We start from the raw sequence: 16,480 nt of genomic DNA, 5'->3' as shown, positions 1-16,480 counted from the left end.
AATTTAACCTTTACATTGTTGTAAAACTTCTTCTGCTCTTTTTAGCATAAATTTTGGATAAAATTCAGATTCTATTTTTTCTTTTTTACTTAATTCAATTGCTTTTTCTATTTGAGCACAATAAGGAGCTGTAGATTTGCCAAAGAATTTTGCAGAACCCATATTCCATTCTGCTTGTGCTAAAATAACTCTTGGGTTTTCTGGTGCAATTTGTAATGCTTTTGCATATAATTGATTGTTTTGTCCAGACAATGTCATGCCATATTTTTGTCCGTCAAAAGCAATATAACCTAAGTTTAAAAATGCTTGAGCAATTAAAATTTCTGGGTTATTTTCTGAGTTTGCCTTAGCAACATCTAAAAATTCTTGAGCTTTTGTAAGTTTTGCCGTTAAAACAGCTTCGTCTTTTAAACCAAAACTAGTTAATGTTTCTACTGTTGCTGCATAATAAGCTGGCATCCATTTTGTTGGCTCTGCTTTAGAAATTCTTTCGAATAATTGAGAGGCTTCTGTCATTTTTCCTTGTTCCCACAAGTTAAAAGCTTTTTGCATTCCGGTTTGGTATTTTGTTTGCGCAGCAATCCCTGTCGCAATGAAAATTGCGATTATTAAAAGTGTTTTTTTCATGTTGATAAAGTTTAAGTTGGTTTATTTATATTTTAATTTCAATCGTTTTATTTTCTGATAATTGAAATTTAGCATCATCGTATTTTGGAGGTCCCATAAAACCACGAGCGTTGTTAGAACAACCGTAATCTTCTTTTGGAATTTTAAACATATTTGTGTCCATCTTTTTGTTGTTATTTTCGTCATGAACAAAAGAAACTGCATATTCTCCTTTAGGTAAGCCTTTAAAAATTACGACAGATTTTTTGTCTTTTATTTTAGCTATTTCTCCTTTAAATTGTTTTTTTAAGAAGTGTTCTGGTTTGTTGTAAAGAGCTACCATTAAGGTTCCTTTGTCAGAACCTAATCCTGAAATGTTAACTGTTAGATCTAAAGATTCTTCTTGTGCATTTGTAGTTAAAATTCCAGTAAAAATGATTGCGAATACTAAAAGTAATTTTTTCATGATTGTTTTTTATTTATTGATGTTTCAAATATCTGATGAATTTATTAAAATTAATTTTAAAATCTACCGAATTGTTGTTTTTTGATTCTGAGTTGTGTTTTAGTTAATGCTATTTGTTTTTAAATGTGCTTAGCCCTGATTGAAACGGCATCCTTTTTTTATTTTTCTTAAAAAAAGATATAGTGGAAAGCAGGAAATAGCTTCTAAAAAAATTATAAATTATCTAACTGATTTGTTTTTTTGTTATCGCTAATTGTCCAGAAAAAGCCTACAAAAAAGAATCTGTCTGCACTAGGAATAATGGCTTGTCTATCAAAATTTCCGTTAGCATTTGCTGTGTTTTTGTAATTGTAACCAAATATATTTTTGTTACCTAAAACATTGTTTACAGAGAAATATAAAATCTTTTGCTGATCTATTAAATATGCCCAATTTAAACTTAACGAGTTGTAGTTTTTTGTTTTTTTATTTAAAAATCCGCTTTCATTTGGGTTGGTGTAATTACGGCCAGAAGCAAAATTATAGCTAAAACCAATTTGACTTTTCCAGTCTTCTACCCAATGTTTTGCAACAACAGAAAGGTTGTGTTTAGAAGCAAAATTAGGTGTTGCGGCAGTTGGGTAATTTTTATAATCTCTTTCTGTGTCTAAAAACGAGTAAGAAACCCAATAATCGGTGTTTTTTATTTTTCCGTTTTGTCTCCAAAAAACATCAATACCTTTAGCAAAACCGCTTCCGTTATTGTTAAAATTACTGTCAAAAATTGGATATTCATCATTGTATTTTACCAAGTTTTTGTAGTCTTTTAAATACGCTTCTATTCTAAAGATTTGCCCTTGTTTTGTGGTTTGATAATTGGCAATTAAATGCGATGTGTTTTCTGCTTTAAAATCTTGATTGAATTTTAAATATTCGTTTTTTGGGTTTTGGTAAAACTGCCCGTAAGCCAAAGAAAATTGTGAGTTTTTACTTGCTTTATATGCTAATGATGCTCTTGGAGAAAGCGTGAACTCATTTAATAATTCTGAATTTTCTGCACGAATACCAACTTTTGCAGCCAAGTTTTTAGAGAAGAAAATATCGGTTTCTGCAAACGATGCAAAAATGTTATTGTTAAAATTTAGGTTGTATTTTTTATTACTTTCTGTTGTGTAATCTTCATTAAAATCGGTTATAAAATATTCAGATCCAAAGCTTATTTTAAAACGATTAGAAAAAGCCTTTTTTAATTTTATTTTAAAATGCATTGAGTTTTCTATATCTGTAACAGAATCATCTATTATTTTAATGTTAGAATGGTCGTTGGCAAAACTAAAGCCCGTTTCTAATCGCCAATTATTAGCAAATTTATTTTTATAAGAAGTATTAAAATACAAGTTTCTATTTTTTAATCCAAAGCGCAAACCATCTTCAAAATTGATATCGTCTTGTATTACATCAAAACTAGTGTAACTAAATGCACCGTACATTTTTAAAAGAGAATTGTCTTTAAATTCGTGTCTAAAAACCATTTCTCCGTTTAAAGATTGTACAGGTTTAGTATACGTATTTCTATCAGGAAAAGCTTCTTGATAAGGCGCTAAATTAATGTAAGAAGTGTTAATGCTAAAAGAATTGTTATTCCAAATTTGTGTGTTTCCAACACCTAAACCAAGTGTCATAAAAGATAAATCTGTTTTTTCTTCTTCGGGTTTATCAATGGTGTTTAATTGTAAAACACTCGATAAAGCTTGTCCGTATTCTGCGGAATATCCACCGGTAGAAAAAGAAATTCCTTTAAACAAAAAAGGAGAAAATCTACCGCGAGAAGGTGTGTTTTGTGCTGATGGAGTATAAGGTGTAAAAACACGAATTCCGTCTATAAAAATCTGAGTTTCTTCTGCTTCTCCACCACGTACAAATAATCGTCCATCTTCATCTACGGTAGAGGTTCCTGGTAAGGTTTGTAGTGCGCCCATAACGTCGCCCATTGCGCTTGCAGTTGTAACAATATCTAAAGGTTTTAAAACGGTAACTTTTGCTTTTTCTCCGGCTTCAAAAGTTCCGGCATTTATAACAACTGCGTCTAAAGAATTTACATCGTCTCTTAATTTTATTTTTAAATTTTTTAAAGATGCAACATCTGCAGTATTTATGTAAGTTTCAAAAGAAACAAAAGAGATAACTAACGTTTGTGTTCCTTTTTCTGAAGTAGAAAAAGAAAATTCTCCTTTATCATTGGTTGATGTTCCATCGTAGGTTCCGTCTAAATAAACATTTGCGCCGTTAATAGGATTGTTTTTAGCATCTGTTACTTTTCCTGAAATTGTAGTTTGTGCAAATAATGAAATTTGACAAAAAGTAAGTAGTATAAATAATATATGTTTCATCAGTTTTGGTTTTTGATGATACAAAGATGTAGCAGTATTTGTTTTTAAAATAAAAACAAATACCGAGTTGTAATTTTTAAATGATGAATTGTAATTCTATAAAATAGGAATACACAAGTCTACAATAAACTTGTTTTCTGGATGTTCTGCAGCGTTATTGTAATAGATTTCAAAAGGATCAATTTCAGATTTTTTATAACCATTTTCTATCATAAAAGCAAAAGAAGATTCCCACGCTTGTTGAAACTGAAAAGGTGTAATTTCTAATCGAGAAACGATACATTTTGTAGGACTTAAAATTTTTAAATTAACTTCACCATCCAATTCAATTGGTTCTTTTAAAACCAAACAAGCACTCATTCTTAAATTATTAGGATCTGTAATTTTAGGGCTGTCATGATAAATAGTAACCATGTTAGTTTGCTCATTTATCAAACCTTTAGGCGTTGCCCATTTTACCAATCTATTATAAGCACTACCAATTCCTTCCATTTTTCCTTTATAAGAAATGGTTGCTAAATCTAACCTAGGTGTTTTTTTAATTTCTGGACTCGTTTTCATGCTTAACCAATTTATTGCGTTATTTATATTGCAAATATATTGCTGAAAAGTTACGCTTACTTTGCCAATATTGCTTTCTGTTTTGCAAATCTTGCTATATTTTTCTGGGCTATCTTCTTTGAATTTATTGGGCGAAATTCCGTAAAACTTTTTAAAAGATTTAGAAAAAGCAGATAAGTTACTGTAACCAACCGTTTCTGCAATTTCTGTAATATTTTTTTCTTTTTGATATAATAAATAGGCAGCAGATTTTTCGATTCTTTTTCTGTTGATAAAATTATGTACCGTTTCATTAACTACAATTTTAAATAATCGATGAAAATGAAAAGGAGAGAAATGTGCTTTTTCTGCAATAATTTCTAAAGATAATTTTTCTGATAAATTATTTTCTATAAACTCAATTGCAGTATTTAAGCGAGCAATATTTTCTTTGGCAATTTTATCAGAATTCATTTTTTGTTTTTTGCAGAAAGTAGAATACAAATCCGCTTGCAAAATAAAGAATAACATCTAAATAGTCTTTGGTATATCTTGCTAAATATTTAGGAAAAATAAACTCGAACAAAATACTATATAAAAAACACAAGTATAAAATTATTGCTAAACTTAAAGTGTAGTTTTTATCGTTTTTAGACCATTTTAAAATTTGTAAACATGGATATAAGGTAATAGGAATAATTAAAAAATCGTTTACATAAAAACGAATAATTTGTGGAATAGGAACAGAAAAATATTGAAGAAAATAAATAGTTGTTCCTGCAAGTAGAGAAAAAAGGAAGTAATAAAAGAGTGTTTTTTTCATTTTATCCGGCTGCAACCATTGCTATAAACCAAGCCAAGCCAGCACCAATTAAACTAACTATGGTAATTGCAGAATATAAAACCCAACCAACAATTTTGTAAAAAATATTTGGATGTTTTTTAAGTCTTTCTGCCAAATTAGGATTTTCTAACTCGTGTATAACCTCATCAATTTGAGCTTGTTTTACATTTGCTTCTTTAATTTCTCTCTTTTTTTCGTAAGAAATTAATGTGTTACAAACTTTACAATAATCTCTATTCTTATTAAAAGTTCCGCAGTTAGGACATTTTATCATTCTGTTTTCAGCCATATATTAACTGTTTAAAGAATGTTTGTTTTTCTTTTTATAAGGACGAATAATTAAGCGAGTTTCTCTATCAAAACGGATGTAATTATATACCCAATTTAGAAACACAATAGCTCTGTTTCTAAAACCAATTAAAGAAAAAAGATGCACAAACATCCAAACAAACCAAGCAAAAACCCCTTGAAATTTCCATTTTGGTAAATCTACAACTGCTTTATTTCGTCCTATAGTTGCCATAGAACCTTTGTCGTTATAAACAAAAGGTTTTAGTTTTTTATTAAAAAGTTTTGCTAAAATATTTTTAGCAACTAATTTACCTTGCTGAATTGCAGGTTGCGCCATCATAGGGTGTCCGTAAGGATTTTTTTCTGATGACATACAAGCAACATCTCCAATTGCATAAATATTAGGGTGATTTAAAACCTGATTGTATTCGTTTACTTTAATTCTTGCAGCTCTTTCAATAACACATTCTTCTGTTAAACCATCAATCATTTTACCTTTTACACCAGCTGCCCAAATAACAGTATCTGCTTTAAAATGATCTTCACCATTTGTAGTTACTATTTTACCATCATAATCTAAAACACGTAAATTTTTCCAAACATTTACGCCTAGTTTAATTAAAAAGTCTTCTGCTTTTTCAGAAGCTTTTGCACTCATTCCTTTTAAAATTTCACCAGAACTTTGTATTAAATTTATTTGCATTTGACGTATGTCTAAATCTGGATAATCTTTTGGTAAAATCCCTTTTTTCATTTCTGCCAAAGCGCCAGCTAATTCTACTCCGGTTGGGCCACCACCAACAATTACAAAATTCATTAAAGCTTTTCTTTCTTCTAAATTAGAGGTTAACAAAGCTTCTTCAAAGTTTTCTAAAATTAAACTTCTAATGTTTAAAGATTGCGGAACAGTTTTCATTTCCATAGCATGTTTTTGGATGTTTGTGTTTCCAAAAAAGTTGGTTGTAGAACCTGTTGCTATAATTAATTCATCATATTCTAAATTACCAATTGTGGTTTCAACGGTATTTTTATCAGGATTTATTTTTGTTACATCAGCTAATCTAAAATAAAAATTTTCTACATCGTTAAAACGTTTTCTTAACGGAAAAGCAATAGAATCTGGCTCTAATCCTCCGGTAGAAACTTGATATAATAAAGGTTGAAAAGTATGATAGTTATGTTTGTCTATTAAAACAACTTGTAATTCTTGCTCTTCTAATCCTTTTGCAGCAGCTAAACCTGCAAACCCGCCACCAATAATTACAATTCTTGGAAAACTAGTTTGTGGTATGTTCATATTGATAAATTTAAACCAAAAATACAATATGTTTATTTAAAAAAAAGAACCGTTTAAGAATTTTCTTAAACGGTTTTTAATTATTGTATGGTAGAAAGCACTTTTTTTCTCATTAATTTAGCAGAAGTAACCATGTTTTTTAAAGCTAAAATTGTTTCTGGCCAATCTCTAGTTTTTAAACCACAATCTGGATTTACCCAAATATTTTCTTCGGGTAATAATTTTGTAGCTTTTATTAATAAATGTTCTATCTCATTAATATTAGGAACTCTTGGTGAATGTATATCGTAAACACCAGGGCCAATTTCATTAGGGTATTTAAAGTCTACAAAAGCATCTAGTAATTCCATTTCAGAACGAGAAGTTTCTATAGTAATAACATCTGCATCCATATCAGAAATATTGGCTATAATATCGTTAAATTCAGAATAACACATATGTGTATGGATTTGAGTTGTATCTTTTACAACACTTGCAGAAATTTTAAAAGCATTAACTGCCCAACTTAAATAGGTTGTCCAATTGTCTTTTCTTAGAGGTAACCCCTCTCTAATTGCTGGTTCATCAATCTGAATAATTTTAATTCCTGCTTTCTCTAAATCTGCAACTTCATCTCTTATTGCTAAAGCAATTTGATTACACGTTTGTGCTCTTGGTTGGTCATCTCTAACAAAAGACCATTGTAAAATAGTTACAGGTCCGGTAAGCATTCCTTTTACATGTTTTTTAGATAAACTTTGTGCATATTGAGTCCATTTTACAGTCATTGGATTTTCTCTAGAAACATCACCAAAAAGAATAGGTGGTTTTACACATCTTGTACCGTAACTTTGTACCCATCCAAAATTAGAAAAGGCAAAACCAGCTAACCTTTCTCCAAAATATTCTACCATGTCATTACGTTCAAATTCACCATGAACCAAAACATCTAAACCAATATTTTCTTGAAATTTAATGGCACTTGTTATTTCTTTTTCTAAAAAAGAATTGTATGTTTCTTCAGATAATTGCTTGTTTTTATATTTTAATCTTAAAGATCTAACTTCTTTTGTTTGCGGAAAAGAACCAATAGTTGTTGTAGGAAATAGAGGTAATTGTAATTCTTCTTTTTGTTTTTTTTGTCTTTCTAGAAAAACATTATTTCGTAAACTATCAGGTTTTGTTAAAGAATTTACACGATTTTTAACCTTGTGGTTGTGTATAAGTGTAGATTTTTCTTTGTTGATAAAAGCGAGTTTGTTGGCCTCAATTTCTTTAATGTCTGATCCTTGTAAATTACCTTGAGTTATTTTTTTAAGCAATACAATTTCTTGTAATTTTTGTTTAGAAAAAGCCAACCATTGTATTACTTCTTTTGGTATAGAGCCCTTTTTTTCATTTGTTAAATCATATGGGCAGTGTAATAGAGAGCAAGAAGAGGAAATCCAAATATTATTGCCTTTAGTAACTTTTGCTTTGTTGATGATTTTTGTAGATATATTAAAATTGTTTTTCCAAATATTACGTCCGTTTACAATACCTAAAGAGAGTATTTGTTCTTCTTTTTGATGTTTTAAAATGATATCTAACTCATCTAAACCTCTAACTAAATCTACATGTAAAACATCAACAGGTAAAGAAAGGGTTAGGTTTAAATTGTCTTTTAAATTACCAAAATAGTTTGCTAAAATAAATTTTATATTCGGGAATTTTTCTTTTAAAAAAGTATAAGCTTTTAAGTAAGATTTTTGTTCTTTGTCGGTTAAATCTAAAGATAAATAAGGCTCGTCAAATTGTATATATGTAACGCCTTCATTTTCTAATTCTTTAATTAATTGCGCATAAACGGGTAGTAGACGGTTTAATAAATCTAATCGATTAAAACCGTTTTCTTTTTCTTTACCTATTAAAAGATAGGTTAACGGACCAATTAAAACTGGTTTTGTATTAATACCTAAATCTAAAGCTTCTCTATATTCGTTTATAATTTTACAAGAATTTAGTTCAAATTTTTGCTCTTTTTCAAATTCTGGAACTAAATAATGATAATTTGTGTCAAACCATTTTGTCATTTCTAGAGCTACAATGTCAAAATTATCTTTTTGAACTCCACGAGCCATAGCAAAATATAAATCTACAAAAGAAACATTGTCTTTTAATTTTTTAAACCTTTTAGGTATACAATTAAAAGTTAACGACATGTCTAACACTTGGTCGTAAAAAGAAAAATCATTAGAAGAAATAATATCTATTCCAATTTCTTTTTGATTTAACCAGTTTTTCTTTTTTATGGTAGAAGCAATTTTTAATAAGTCTTTTTCAGAAATTTTATTTTTCCAGTAACTTTCTATAGCTTTTTTAAGCTCTCTTTTTTCGCCAATTCTTGGATGTCCTAAAACTGTAGTTTTCATTTTTGATGGTTTTAATTACTGTGCAAACCTATGTATTAAAAATAAAAATAATGATGATTAAGGATTATTCAGAATATAAAACTATTTTTGAGTTAATTTTAGATTAAAGTTCTTTTTACGGATTAAAAGAGAATTTAAAAAAGAAAAATATTCTATGTATCAGATTGATGAAATCGATTTACAATTACTTCGTTTATTACAAAATAACGCAGATATTACAACAAAAGAACTTGCACAAAAAGTTAATCTTACAAATACGCCTGTTTTTGATAGAATAAAACGATTAAAAAAAGAAGGTTATATAAAAAAGACAACAGTTGTTTTATGTAGCGAAAAATTAGAGGCTTCTTTAATTGTCTTTTGTAATATTAAATTAAAAGAACACACCAATGAAATTGGAGAACAATTTGTAAAAGATATAATTTTATTAAAGGAAGTAACAGAATGTTACAATATTTCTGGAGATTTTGATTTTTTATTAAAAGTGATGGTAAAAGATATGAAACATTATCAGTCTTTTGTTTTAAAAAGTCTAGGGTCAATAAAAAATGTAGGTAGTGCACATAGTACTTTTGTTATGGGAGAAATTAAAAATAACCACGGAATACCTTTATAAAAATCTTTTAATTTCTTGTAATGTTTTATCAGAGTTTATAAATTCTGATATTATTTTAAATTTAACTTTATCAATATCGTCATTAAAATAAGTTGCCCATTTATCATTTTTAAATAAATGCGCTATTTGTTTTACCTTTTTTTGAGCTTCAGAAAATGGAAATAAATAATTTTTAGTTTCTTTTTTTTTAGGTTGAATTTTAGCTGTTTTGTTTTTAAAATCTACTTCTATAAAAAAGTTTTTTTCTGATGAATTAATAGGGTAGAAGTCGGTCCATTTAGCAAAACCAATTACTATTTGTTGATTTTTATAATTGTTATTGGTAATCAATTTCCACCTGCAATTAGCAACTCTTCCCCAATGATTCGATTTTCTGTAAACACCTTCGTTTGTATAAAAATACATGCTGTTAGACTTACTTTTGTAATTGGTGTCTTCTGGAAAATTAAAATCATCAATTTGTGTAAATTCACAAAAAGTATGTTTAAAAAAGTTGGTTTGGTTGTAGGTTTTCAAATAGGAATTTTATTTATTTTATAGCTAATTTTCTAGACGGTTCTCTGTAAAAACCATTTACTATAATAGAATCTTTATTAAATGTTACATTAGCAAAAGCCGATGTGTTTTCTGTATCTACCATTCCTTTAAAAGTTAAGTAATGCACATTATCTACAAATTGATAAGCACCTGCATGATTGTGTCCGTTAAAAAAGAATTTTACATTTTTATATGGTTTTATCAATGATAAAAACTGTTCTCTGTTCCAAATATTATGTTGGTCTATTGGATAAATAGGGAAATGACAGTAAAAACCCACTTTTTGATTTTTCTCTGTAGCAATCTCTAATTCATTTTTTATCCAGTTTAATTGCTTGTTACTTAAAGCTCCGTTCCATTTTTCTAAATAAGGTAAGTTTTTATCCTTTAAAAGATTAAAAATAGAATCTGTTTGTTGTTTTTTTTCTTTAGAAATAGCACCTTGATAACTTAAATCATTACCATCTAAAACAATAAAACGCCAGTCTTTTTTTACAAAACTGTAATACCTTTTATTTAAGTCTAGCTTTTTAATTATTTCTTTTTTAAGAGAATCTTCTACTTCAAAATCATGATTTCCTAAAACATGGTAAGTTTCTGATTTTAATTTTTTCCAAGTTGGTAAAATACTATCTAAACTTTTAAAATCTTTGTCAATAAAATCACCTAAATGTATTGTATAACTTAAAGAATCTTGGTTTAAGGTGTTAATTGCTTCTTTTAATCTTGTAGGAGATTTTTTATAATATCTGTCCCATTTTACATCGCAATTACAATACTGACAATCAGAAATAACTCCTATTTTAAAAGAATTATCTGTTATTTTATTACAAGAAACAATGCTAAATAAAGTAATTAAAAAGAAAATTGTTTTTTTCATTTTTTAATAATTTTCACAAATATATTACAATACAAAAAAACGCAATCAAATTAATGATTGCGTTTTTGTAATATTAAGAAAATATGTTTTCTTTTTTTTTGAAAGAATACTGAAATAAATTCAGAATCTCTGCTTACTTTACTTCTTCAAAGTCTACATCTTCTACATTATCTCCTTGGTCTGCATTACCAGCTTCTGGCTGACCTTGTGCACCGGCATTAGCACCACCTGCAGCTTGTTCAGCAGCATACATTTCTTCAGAGGCAACTTTCCAAGCTTCATTAATCTTTTCCATAGCAGCATCAATTTGTGCTAAGTCTTTAGATTCATGTGCAGCTTTTAATTCTACTAAAGCAGCTTCAATTGGATCTTTTTTATCTGCAGATAATTTATCACCAAATTCTTTTAATTGCTTTTCTGTTTGAAAAATCATAGAATCCGCTCCATTTACTTTTTCAGCAGTTTCTTTAGCAGCTTTATCTGCATCAGCATTAGCTTCTGCATCACGTTTCATTTTTTCGATTTCTTCCTCAGATAAACCAGAAGAAGCTTCTATTCTAATTTCGTGAGATTTGTTTGTTCCTTTATCTAAAGCAGATACTTTAATAATACCATTTGCATCAATATCAAAAGTTACTTCAATTTGAGGTACACCTCTTTGTGCTGGTGGTAAGCCATCTAAATGGAAACGACCAATTGTATTATTATCTGCAGCCATTGCTCTTTCTCCTTGTAAAACATGGATTTCTACAGATGGTTGGTTATCTACAGCAGTTGAAAATACTTGAGATTTTTTTGTAGGAATAGTTGTGTTTGCATCAATTAATTTTGTGAAAACATTCCCCATAGTTTCAATACCTAATGATAAAGGTGTAACGTCTAATAACAATACATCTTTTACATCACCAGTTAAAACACCACCTTGTATAGCAGCACCTAAAGAAACAACTTCATCTGGGTTTACACCTTTACTTGGCGCTTTACCAAAGAATTTTTCTACAGCTTCTTGTATTGCAGGTATTCTTGTAGAACCACCAACTAAGATAATTTCATCAATTTCAGAAGTTGATAAATCAGCATTTTTTAAAGCTGTTTTACAAGGTTCTATTGTTCTTTTTACTAAATCGTCTATTAATTGCTCAAATTTAGCTCTACTTAAAGTTCTTACTAAGTGTTTTGGTCCGCTAGCAGTAGCAGTAACATAAGGTAAGTTAATTTCTGTAGAAGAAGAACTAGATAACTCTATTTTTGCTTTTTCTGCAGCTTCTTTTAAACGTTGTAAAGCCATTGGGTCTTTACGTAAGTCCATATTTTCTTCAGCTTGAAACTCTTCTGCTAACCAGTTAATAATTTTTTCATCAACATCATCACCACCTAAATGCGTATCACCATCAGTAGCTAAAACTTCAAATACACCATCACCTAATTCTAAGATAGAAACGTCATGCGTACCACCACCAAAGTCAAAAACAACAATTTTTTTATCGTCATTTGCTTTGTCTAAACCATAAGCTAATGCAGCAGCAGTTGGCTCATTAATAATTCTTTCTACTTTTAAACCAGCAATTTCACCAGCTTCTTTTGTAGCTTGTCTTTGTGCATCGTTAAAATATGCAGGTACAGTAACAACAGCACCAGTAACATCTGTTCCTAAATAGTCTTCAGCTGTTTTTTTCATTTTTTGTAACACCATTGCAGAAATTTCTTGTGGTGTATATAAACGACCATCAATATCTACACGAGGTGTATCATTATCTCCTTTTACTACTTTATAAGGTACTCTTTGTACTTCTTTTGCAGATTCAGAAAATTTATTACCCATAAAACGTTTAATAGAATAAACTGTTTTTGTAGGGTTAGTTACTGCTTGTCTTTTTGCAGGGTCACCAATTTTACGTTCTCCTCCTTCAACAAAAGCAACAATAGATGGTGTTGTTCTTTTTCCTTCAGCATTAGGAATTACAACAGGCTCGTTACCTTCCATTACAGAAACACAAGAGTTTGTTGTTCCTAAATCAATTCCAATTATTTTACTCATAATAATTTATTTATATTAATTTTTTAATTCAATTTTACAATCTGTATTAGTCAAAGGCTGTGCCAACTGCTTTTTAATAGGCAAATGTCAGTTTATTTAAAAAAAAAATGAATTTTATTGTGACATTATGACATAATGTGTATCTAATAAAGTGTAGTGAAAGAATATTAGAGGTGTTTTTTTATTTCTTATATTTGATGAAGCTCAACTTTAAATTAAATAAATCTAATACTAAAAAAAGAAATCATGAGTAAATTTGACGAAAAAGTAGCACAGTATTCTAAGTTTATGGACGATAAAGGTCTAGACTATAATGCAGACTTATTAAAAGCTGTAACAAAAGGTTTAGGGCCGTCTATTTATAAAAGAGATGCAGAGACAGTATCTGGTTCTGATGCTAAAGAATTATTAACAGTTAAAAATAATTTTTTAATTAAAAAGTTAGGTTTAGAAGATGGGCCTCAGTTAGATGCTGCTATAGATAAAGTAATTGAAACTATAGGTAAATCTGAAAGAAGTAAATATAGAGCTGTAGTTTATTATTTATTGGCTGTAGAGTTTGGTAAAGAAGCTATCTATAGTTAATATAAAATTATATTTTAAATAAAAAATCCAACTCATTGAGTTGGATTTTTTACATTTACAGACATAATAAGTTTAATCTTTACGAATGTCGCAGTTTATTAGTGTTTTTGATATGCTTAAAATTGGTGTTGGCCCATCAAGCTCACACACCTTAGGTCCTTGGCGTGCAGCCCAAGCATGGGTTAATAAGTTAAGAGAAATAGAGATTTTTAATAGTATAGATGCTGTTAAAGTAGATTTGTATGGTTCTTTATCATTAACAGGTAAAGGGCATGCAACCGATGTAGCAATTCTTTTAGGTTTAAGTGAAGCAGACCCAGAGTATATACCAATAGAAGATCTTTTTATAATTGTTGATAGAATAAATACACAAAAAGAAATTCACTTTAAAGGAGGTAAAAAAATTCCTTTTTTTAAAGATTCTATTGTTTTTAATAGAGAGTTTTTGCCTTTTCATGCCAATGGAGTAACATTTAGAGGTTTTTCTGAAGGGAAAGAAATATCTACAGAGACTTATTATTCTATAGGTGGAGGTTTTTTTGTACAAGAAACAGATCATTTAGAGGAAGAAATAGAAATCAATAAACAAAATTTTCCTTTTCCAATCAACAGAGCTATTCAATTAGAAAATTATTGCGAAAAAGAAAATTTATTAATTTCTGATATTGTTTTGCAAAACGAATTGGTTTTAAATTCTTCTGATAAAATTGATGCAGAATTACTTAGAATTTGGGATACAATGTTAGAGTCCATGTACCTTGGCTGTCATACAAAAGGAATTTTACCTGGTGGTTTAAATGTAAAAAGAAGAGCTTTTGAAACTCATCAAAAATTAATAAAAGATGGTAGTTATAATAATCCAAAAGAATGGATTACAGCAATTAGAAGTATCGAAGTAAAATTTAGAGAAATTTTAAAATGGGTAAGCTGTTTTGCATTGTCTGTAAATGAGGTAAATGCATCTTTAGGCAGAGTAGTAACTGCACCAACAAACGGAAGCGCAGGTGTAATTCCGGCTGTTTTAATGTATTATTTAGTAATAGAAAACCATAAAGCCGATTTTAATCACATTAAAAAATTCTTATTAGTTGCTGGCGAAATTGGAAGTATTTTTAAAAAAAATGCCACAATTTCTGCAGCAATGGGTGGTTGTCAGGCAGAAATAGGGGTGTCTTCTGCAATGGCAGCAGGAGCTTTAACCGAATTGTTAGGTGGTACGCCAGCGCAATCTTTAGTGGCTGCAGAAATAGCAATGGAACACCATTTGGGGTTAACTTGCGATCCTATTGCTGGTTTGGTGCAAGTACCTTGTATAGAGAGAAATTCTATGGGAGCTATAAAAGCAATTCATGCAGCAGAAATGGCTTTAGAAACAAATCCAAAAGAATCTTTAGTACCTTTAGATAAAGTGATTGATACTATGTGGGAAACTGCTAAAGATATGAATAAAAACTACAAAGAAACATCTGAAGGAGGTTTAGCTGTAACTGTAAGAATTGTAGATTGTTAGTGTTTAGTAAGTAGTATTCAGTGGGCAGTTTGCAGATGTTTGCTGAAAACAGAACACTGAATACTGTTCACTTTTTTATCGTGTAAAGACCAAATCATTTCCAGAAGATAATTCTTCAGAAAAACGATATTTATCAACATTAAAACCTTTTAAATCTTCTATAGTATTTACATTATTATCAATAATATAACGTACCATTAATCCGCGCGCCTTTTTAGCGTAAGTCATCACAACTTTATATTCACCATTTTTAAAATCTTTAAAAATAGGTGTAATCATAGGTGCTTTTAAAACTTTTTTAGGTATTGCTTTAAAATATTCTGTACTCGCTAAATTAACTAACAATTCGTTATCTTCTAATTCATTATTTAATGAATTTGCAATAGTGGTATCCCAAAATTTGTATAAGTTTTCAGCTCTACCAACCTTTAATTTTGTACCCATTTCTAATCTATAAGGTTGTATTAAATCTAATGGTTTTAACAAGCCGTAAAGGCCAGATAAAATTCTTAAGTTTTCTTGTAGTAAAGGAATTTTCTCTTCTTCTAAAGAATTTACATCAATCCCTTGAAATACAGCTCCTGTAAAAGAGTAAATGGCTTGTTTTGCATTTTCTGTAGTAAAAGGAGTTTGCCAAGATTGATTTCTTTCATAATTTAATGCAGCTAAATCATCAGAAATTTTCATTAGTTCAGATAATTTATTTTTAGAAAGAGTTTTTAATTTTTTATTCAGTTTATTAGATTGATCTAAAAAACGAGGTTGTGTGTATAAGTTTGTAGGTACTTTGCTATCAAAATCTAAAGATTTTGCTGGAGATATAATGATTTTCATGTGTTATTGTTCAAGAATAATTAGAGTATAAAAGTACAAAGGATTCTTGCTTTCTTAAAAATATTTTAAATGTAATATATAATAATGGTATAAGTAAATGTAATAGTTTTGTGTTTTTTAATAGTAAATTATTATTTTAGTAAAAGGTTTTAAATTTGAACTATTGTAAATAAATTAGAATGGAAACGCTTTTATCATTTGTAACTATTAATAAAGAAAATTATAAGCAAGTTGCGGCTATTTATAAAGAAGGCATAGCTACCCAAATAGCTACTTTTGAAACAGAAGTGCCAGATTGGAAAACTTGGAATAACAAATATCTTTCTATAGGAAGAATTGGTTTACAGGAAGATAATAAGATTGTAGCTTGGGGAAGTTTATCTGCAACTTCTAAGAGAGCTGTTTATAAAGGAGTTGTAGAGGTTAGTGTGTATGTAAAAGAGACAGAAAGAGGTAAGGGATTGGGTGAGAAAGTATTAAATAAATTAATTAAAATTAGCGAAGAACATTCTATTTGGTCTTTACAATCAAGTATTTTTAGAGAGAACAAAGCTAGTATTCAGATTCATAAAAAATGTGGATTTAGGATTATTGGTTATAAAGAAAAAATTGCCAAACTAAATGGAGTTTGGCAAGATAATATGTTGTTAGAAAGAAGAAGTAAAATAATTAACTAA

16 protein-coding genes are annotated in these 16,480 nt (G+C 29.1%); 4 read left to right on the top strand and 12 right to left on the bottom strand.

The window, feature by feature from the left end; all coding sequences use genetic code 11:
- Positions 1-3: 3 nt before the first annotated feature.
- The 8 genes from KI686_RS04430 to metE form a co-directional block, all read right to left on the bottom strand.
- The gene (locus KI686_RS04430) at positions 4-627 is read right to left on the bottom strand and encodes a hypothetical protein (protein ID WP_237588061.1); all 624 of its coding nucleotides are present in this window, start codon (positions 625-627) and stop codon (positions 4-6) included.
- 25 nt (positions 628-652) lie between these two features.
- Positions 653-1,072: a DUF2141 domain-containing protein gene (locus KI686_RS04425; protein ID WP_237588060.1), complete on the bottom strand. Its 420-nt coding sequence runs from the start codon at positions 1,070-1,072 to the stop codon at positions 653-655.
- Positions 1,073-1,284: 212 nt separating this feature from the next.
- Positions 1,285-3,441: a TonB-dependent receptor gene (locus KI686_RS04420; RefSeq protein WP_237588059.1), complete on the bottom strand. Its 2,157-nt coding sequence runs from the start codon at positions 3,439-3,441 to the stop codon at positions 1,285-1,287.
- A gap of 96 nt (positions 3,442-3,537) precedes the next feature.
- Positions 3,538-4,455: an AraC family transcriptional regulator gene (locus KI686_RS04415; protein WP_237588058.1), complete on the bottom strand. Its 918-nt coding sequence runs from the start codon at positions 4,453-4,455 to the stop codon at positions 3,538-3,540.
- Complete coding sequence (locus KI686_RS04410; protein WP_237588057.1) at positions 4,445-4,804, bottom strand: hypothetical protein; 360 nt, start codon at positions 4,802-4,804, stop codon at positions 4,445-4,447. Before KI686_RS04410 ends, KI686_RS04415 begins: the two co-directional genes overlap by 11 nt.
- Position 4,805: 1 nt before the next feature.
- Positions 4,806-5,114, bottom strand: coding sequence for a hypothetical protein (locus KI686_RS04405; protein ID WP_237588056.1), 309 nt, complete (start codon positions 5,112-5,114; stop codon positions 4,806-4,808).
- Between the two features lie 3 nt (positions 5,115-5,117).
- Positions 5,118-6,413: an NAD(P)/FAD-dependent oxidoreductase gene (locus KI686_RS04400; RefSeq protein WP_237588055.1), complete on the bottom strand. Its 1,296-nt coding sequence runs from the start codon at positions 6,411-6,413 to the stop codon at positions 5,118-5,120.
- 80 nt (positions 6,414-6,493) lie between these two features.
- The gene (metE, locus tag KI686_RS04395) at positions 6,494-8,803 is read right to left on the bottom strand and encodes a 5-methyltetrahydropteroyltriglutamate--homocysteine S-methyltransferase (protein ID WP_237588054.1); all 2,310 of its coding nucleotides are present in this window, start codon (positions 8,801-8,803) and stop codon (positions 6,494-6,496) included.
- Positions 8,804-8,957: 154 nt separating this feature from the next.
- On the opposite strand from metE, the gene KI686_RS04390 reads away from it, so the two are divergent.
- Positions 8,958-9,419: an Lrp/AsnC family transcriptional regulator gene (locus KI686_RS04390; protein WP_237588053.1), complete on the top strand. Its 462-nt coding sequence runs from the start codon at positions 8,958-8,960 to the stop codon at positions 9,417-9,419.
- Here KI686_RS04390 and KI686_RS04385 read toward each other — a convergent pair.
- The 3 genes from KI686_RS04385 to dnaK form a co-directional block, all read right to left on the bottom strand.
- Complete coding sequence (locus KI686_RS04385) at positions 9,414-9,935, bottom strand: hypothetical protein (RefSeq protein ID WP_237588052.1); 522 nt, start codon at positions 9,933-9,935, stop codon at positions 9,414-9,416. The two genes, KI686_RS04390 and KI686_RS04385, sit on opposite strands and share 6 nt — an antisense overlap.
- A gap of 13 nt (positions 9,936-9,948) precedes the next feature.
- Positions 9,949-10,836, bottom strand: coding sequence for a metallophosphoesterase (locus tag KI686_RS04380; protein WP_237588051.1), 888 nt, complete (start codon positions 10,834-10,836; stop codon positions 9,949-9,951).
- A 133-nt stretch (positions 10,837-10,969) separates the two neighbouring features.
- Entirely contained in the window at positions 10,970-12,874 is a 1,905-nt protein-coding gene (gene dnaK, locus KI686_RS04375) for a molecular chaperone DnaK (protein WP_237588050.1), read from the bottom strand.
- A 246-nt stretch (positions 12,875-13,120) separates the two neighbouring features.
- On the opposite strand from dnaK, the gene KI686_RS04370 reads away from it, so the two are divergent.
- On the top strand, positions 13,121-13,459 hold the full coding sequence (locus KI686_RS04370; protein ID WP_237588049.1) for a DUF2853 family protein: 339 nt from the start codon (positions 13,121-13,123) through the stop codon (positions 13,457-13,459).
- Between the two features lie 85 nt (positions 13,460-13,544).
- Positions 13,545-14,969 (top strand): L-serine ammonia-lyase, encoded by a 1,425-nt coding sequence (locus KI686_RS04365; RefSeq protein ID WP_237588048.1) that lies wholly within the window; start codon positions 13,545-13,547, stop codon positions 14,967-14,969.
- Positions 14,970-15,044: 75 nt separating this feature from the next.
- Here KI686_RS04365 and yaaA read toward each other — a convergent pair whose 3' ends face one another.
- Positions 15,045-15,803, bottom strand: a complete 759-nt coding sequence (yaaA, locus tag KI686_RS04360; protein ID WP_237588047.1) for a peroxide stress protein YaaA — start codon at positions 15,801-15,803, stop codon at positions 15,045-15,047.
- A 179-nt stretch (positions 15,804-15,982) separates the two neighbouring features.
- Here yaaA and KI686_RS04355 point away from each other — a divergent pair, with 179 nt between their 5' ends.
- Entirely contained in the window at positions 15,983-16,480 is a 498-nt protein-coding gene (locus KI686_RS04355; protein ID WP_237588046.1) for a GNAT family N-acetyltransferase, read from the top strand.

The organism is Polaribacter sargassicola (assembly GCF_021991835.1).
GTDB classification, from domain to species: domain Bacteria; phylum Bacteroidota; class Bacteroidia; order Flavobacteriales; family Flavobacteriaceae; genus Polaribacter; species Polaribacter sargassicola.
This window is presented reverse-complemented; position numbering and strand designations above follow the sequence as displayed.

Excerpts from the sequence above, each read along its gene's own strand:
- metE (WP_237588054.1), bottom strand. The coding sequence starts at position 8,803 with ATGAAAACTACAGTTTTAGGACATCCAAGAATTGGCGAAAAAAGAGAG.
- KI686_RS04425 (WP_237588060.1), bottom strand. The coding sequence starts at position 1,072 with ATGAAAAAATTACTTTTAGTATTCGCAATCATTTTTACTGGAATTTTA.
- KI686_RS04410 (WP_237588057.1), bottom strand. The coding sequence starts at position 4,804 with ATGAAAAAAACACTCTTTTATTACTTCCTTTTTTCTCTACTTGCAGGA.
- KI686_RS04420 (WP_237588059.1), bottom strand. The coding sequence starts at position 3,441 with ATGAAACATATATTATTTATACTACTTACTTTTTGTCAAATTTCATTA.
- KI686_RS04355 (WP_237588046.1), top strand. The coding sequence starts at position 15,983 with ATGGAAACGCTTTTATCATTTGTAACTATTAATAAAGAAAATTATAAG.
- KI686_RS04380 (WP_237588051.1), bottom strand. The coding sequence starts at position 10,836 with ATGAAAAAAACAATTTTCTTTTTAATTACTTTATTTAGCATTGTTTCT.
- KI686_RS04370 (WP_237588049.1), top strand. The coding sequence starts at position 13,121 with ATGAGTAAATTTGACGAAAAAGTAGCACAGTATTCTAAGTTTATGGAC.
- KI686_RS04365 (WP_237588048.1), top strand. The coding sequence starts at position 13,545 with ATGTCGCAGTTTATTAGTGTTTTTGATATGCTTAAAATTGGTGTTGGC.
- KI686_RS04415 (WP_237588058.1), bottom strand. The coding sequence starts at position 4,455 with ATGAATTCTGATAAAATTGCCAAAGAAAATATTGCTCGCTTAAATACT.
- KI686_RS04390 (WP_237588053.1), top strand. The coding sequence starts at position 8,958 with ATGTATCAGATTGATGAAATCGATTTACAATTACTTCGTTTATTACAA.
- dnaK (WP_237588050.1), bottom strand. The coding sequence starts at position 12,874 with ATGAGTAAAATAATTGGAATTGATTTAGGAACAACAAACTCTTGTGTT.
- KI686_RS04405 (WP_237588056.1), bottom strand. The coding sequence starts at position 5,114 with ATGGCTGAAAACAGAATGATAAAATGTCCTAACTGCGGAACTTTTAAT.
- yaaA (WP_237588047.1), bottom strand. The coding sequence starts at position 15,803 with ATGAAAATCATTATATCTCCAGCAAAATCTTTAGATTTTGATAGCAAA.
- KI686_RS04400 (WP_237588055.1), bottom strand. The coding sequence starts at position 6,413 with ATGAACATACCACAAACTAGTTTTCCAAGAATTGTAATTATTGGTGGC.
- KI686_RS04430 (WP_237588061.1), bottom strand. The coding sequence starts at position 627 with ATGAAAAAAACACTTTTAATAATCGCAATTTTCATTGCGACAGGGATT.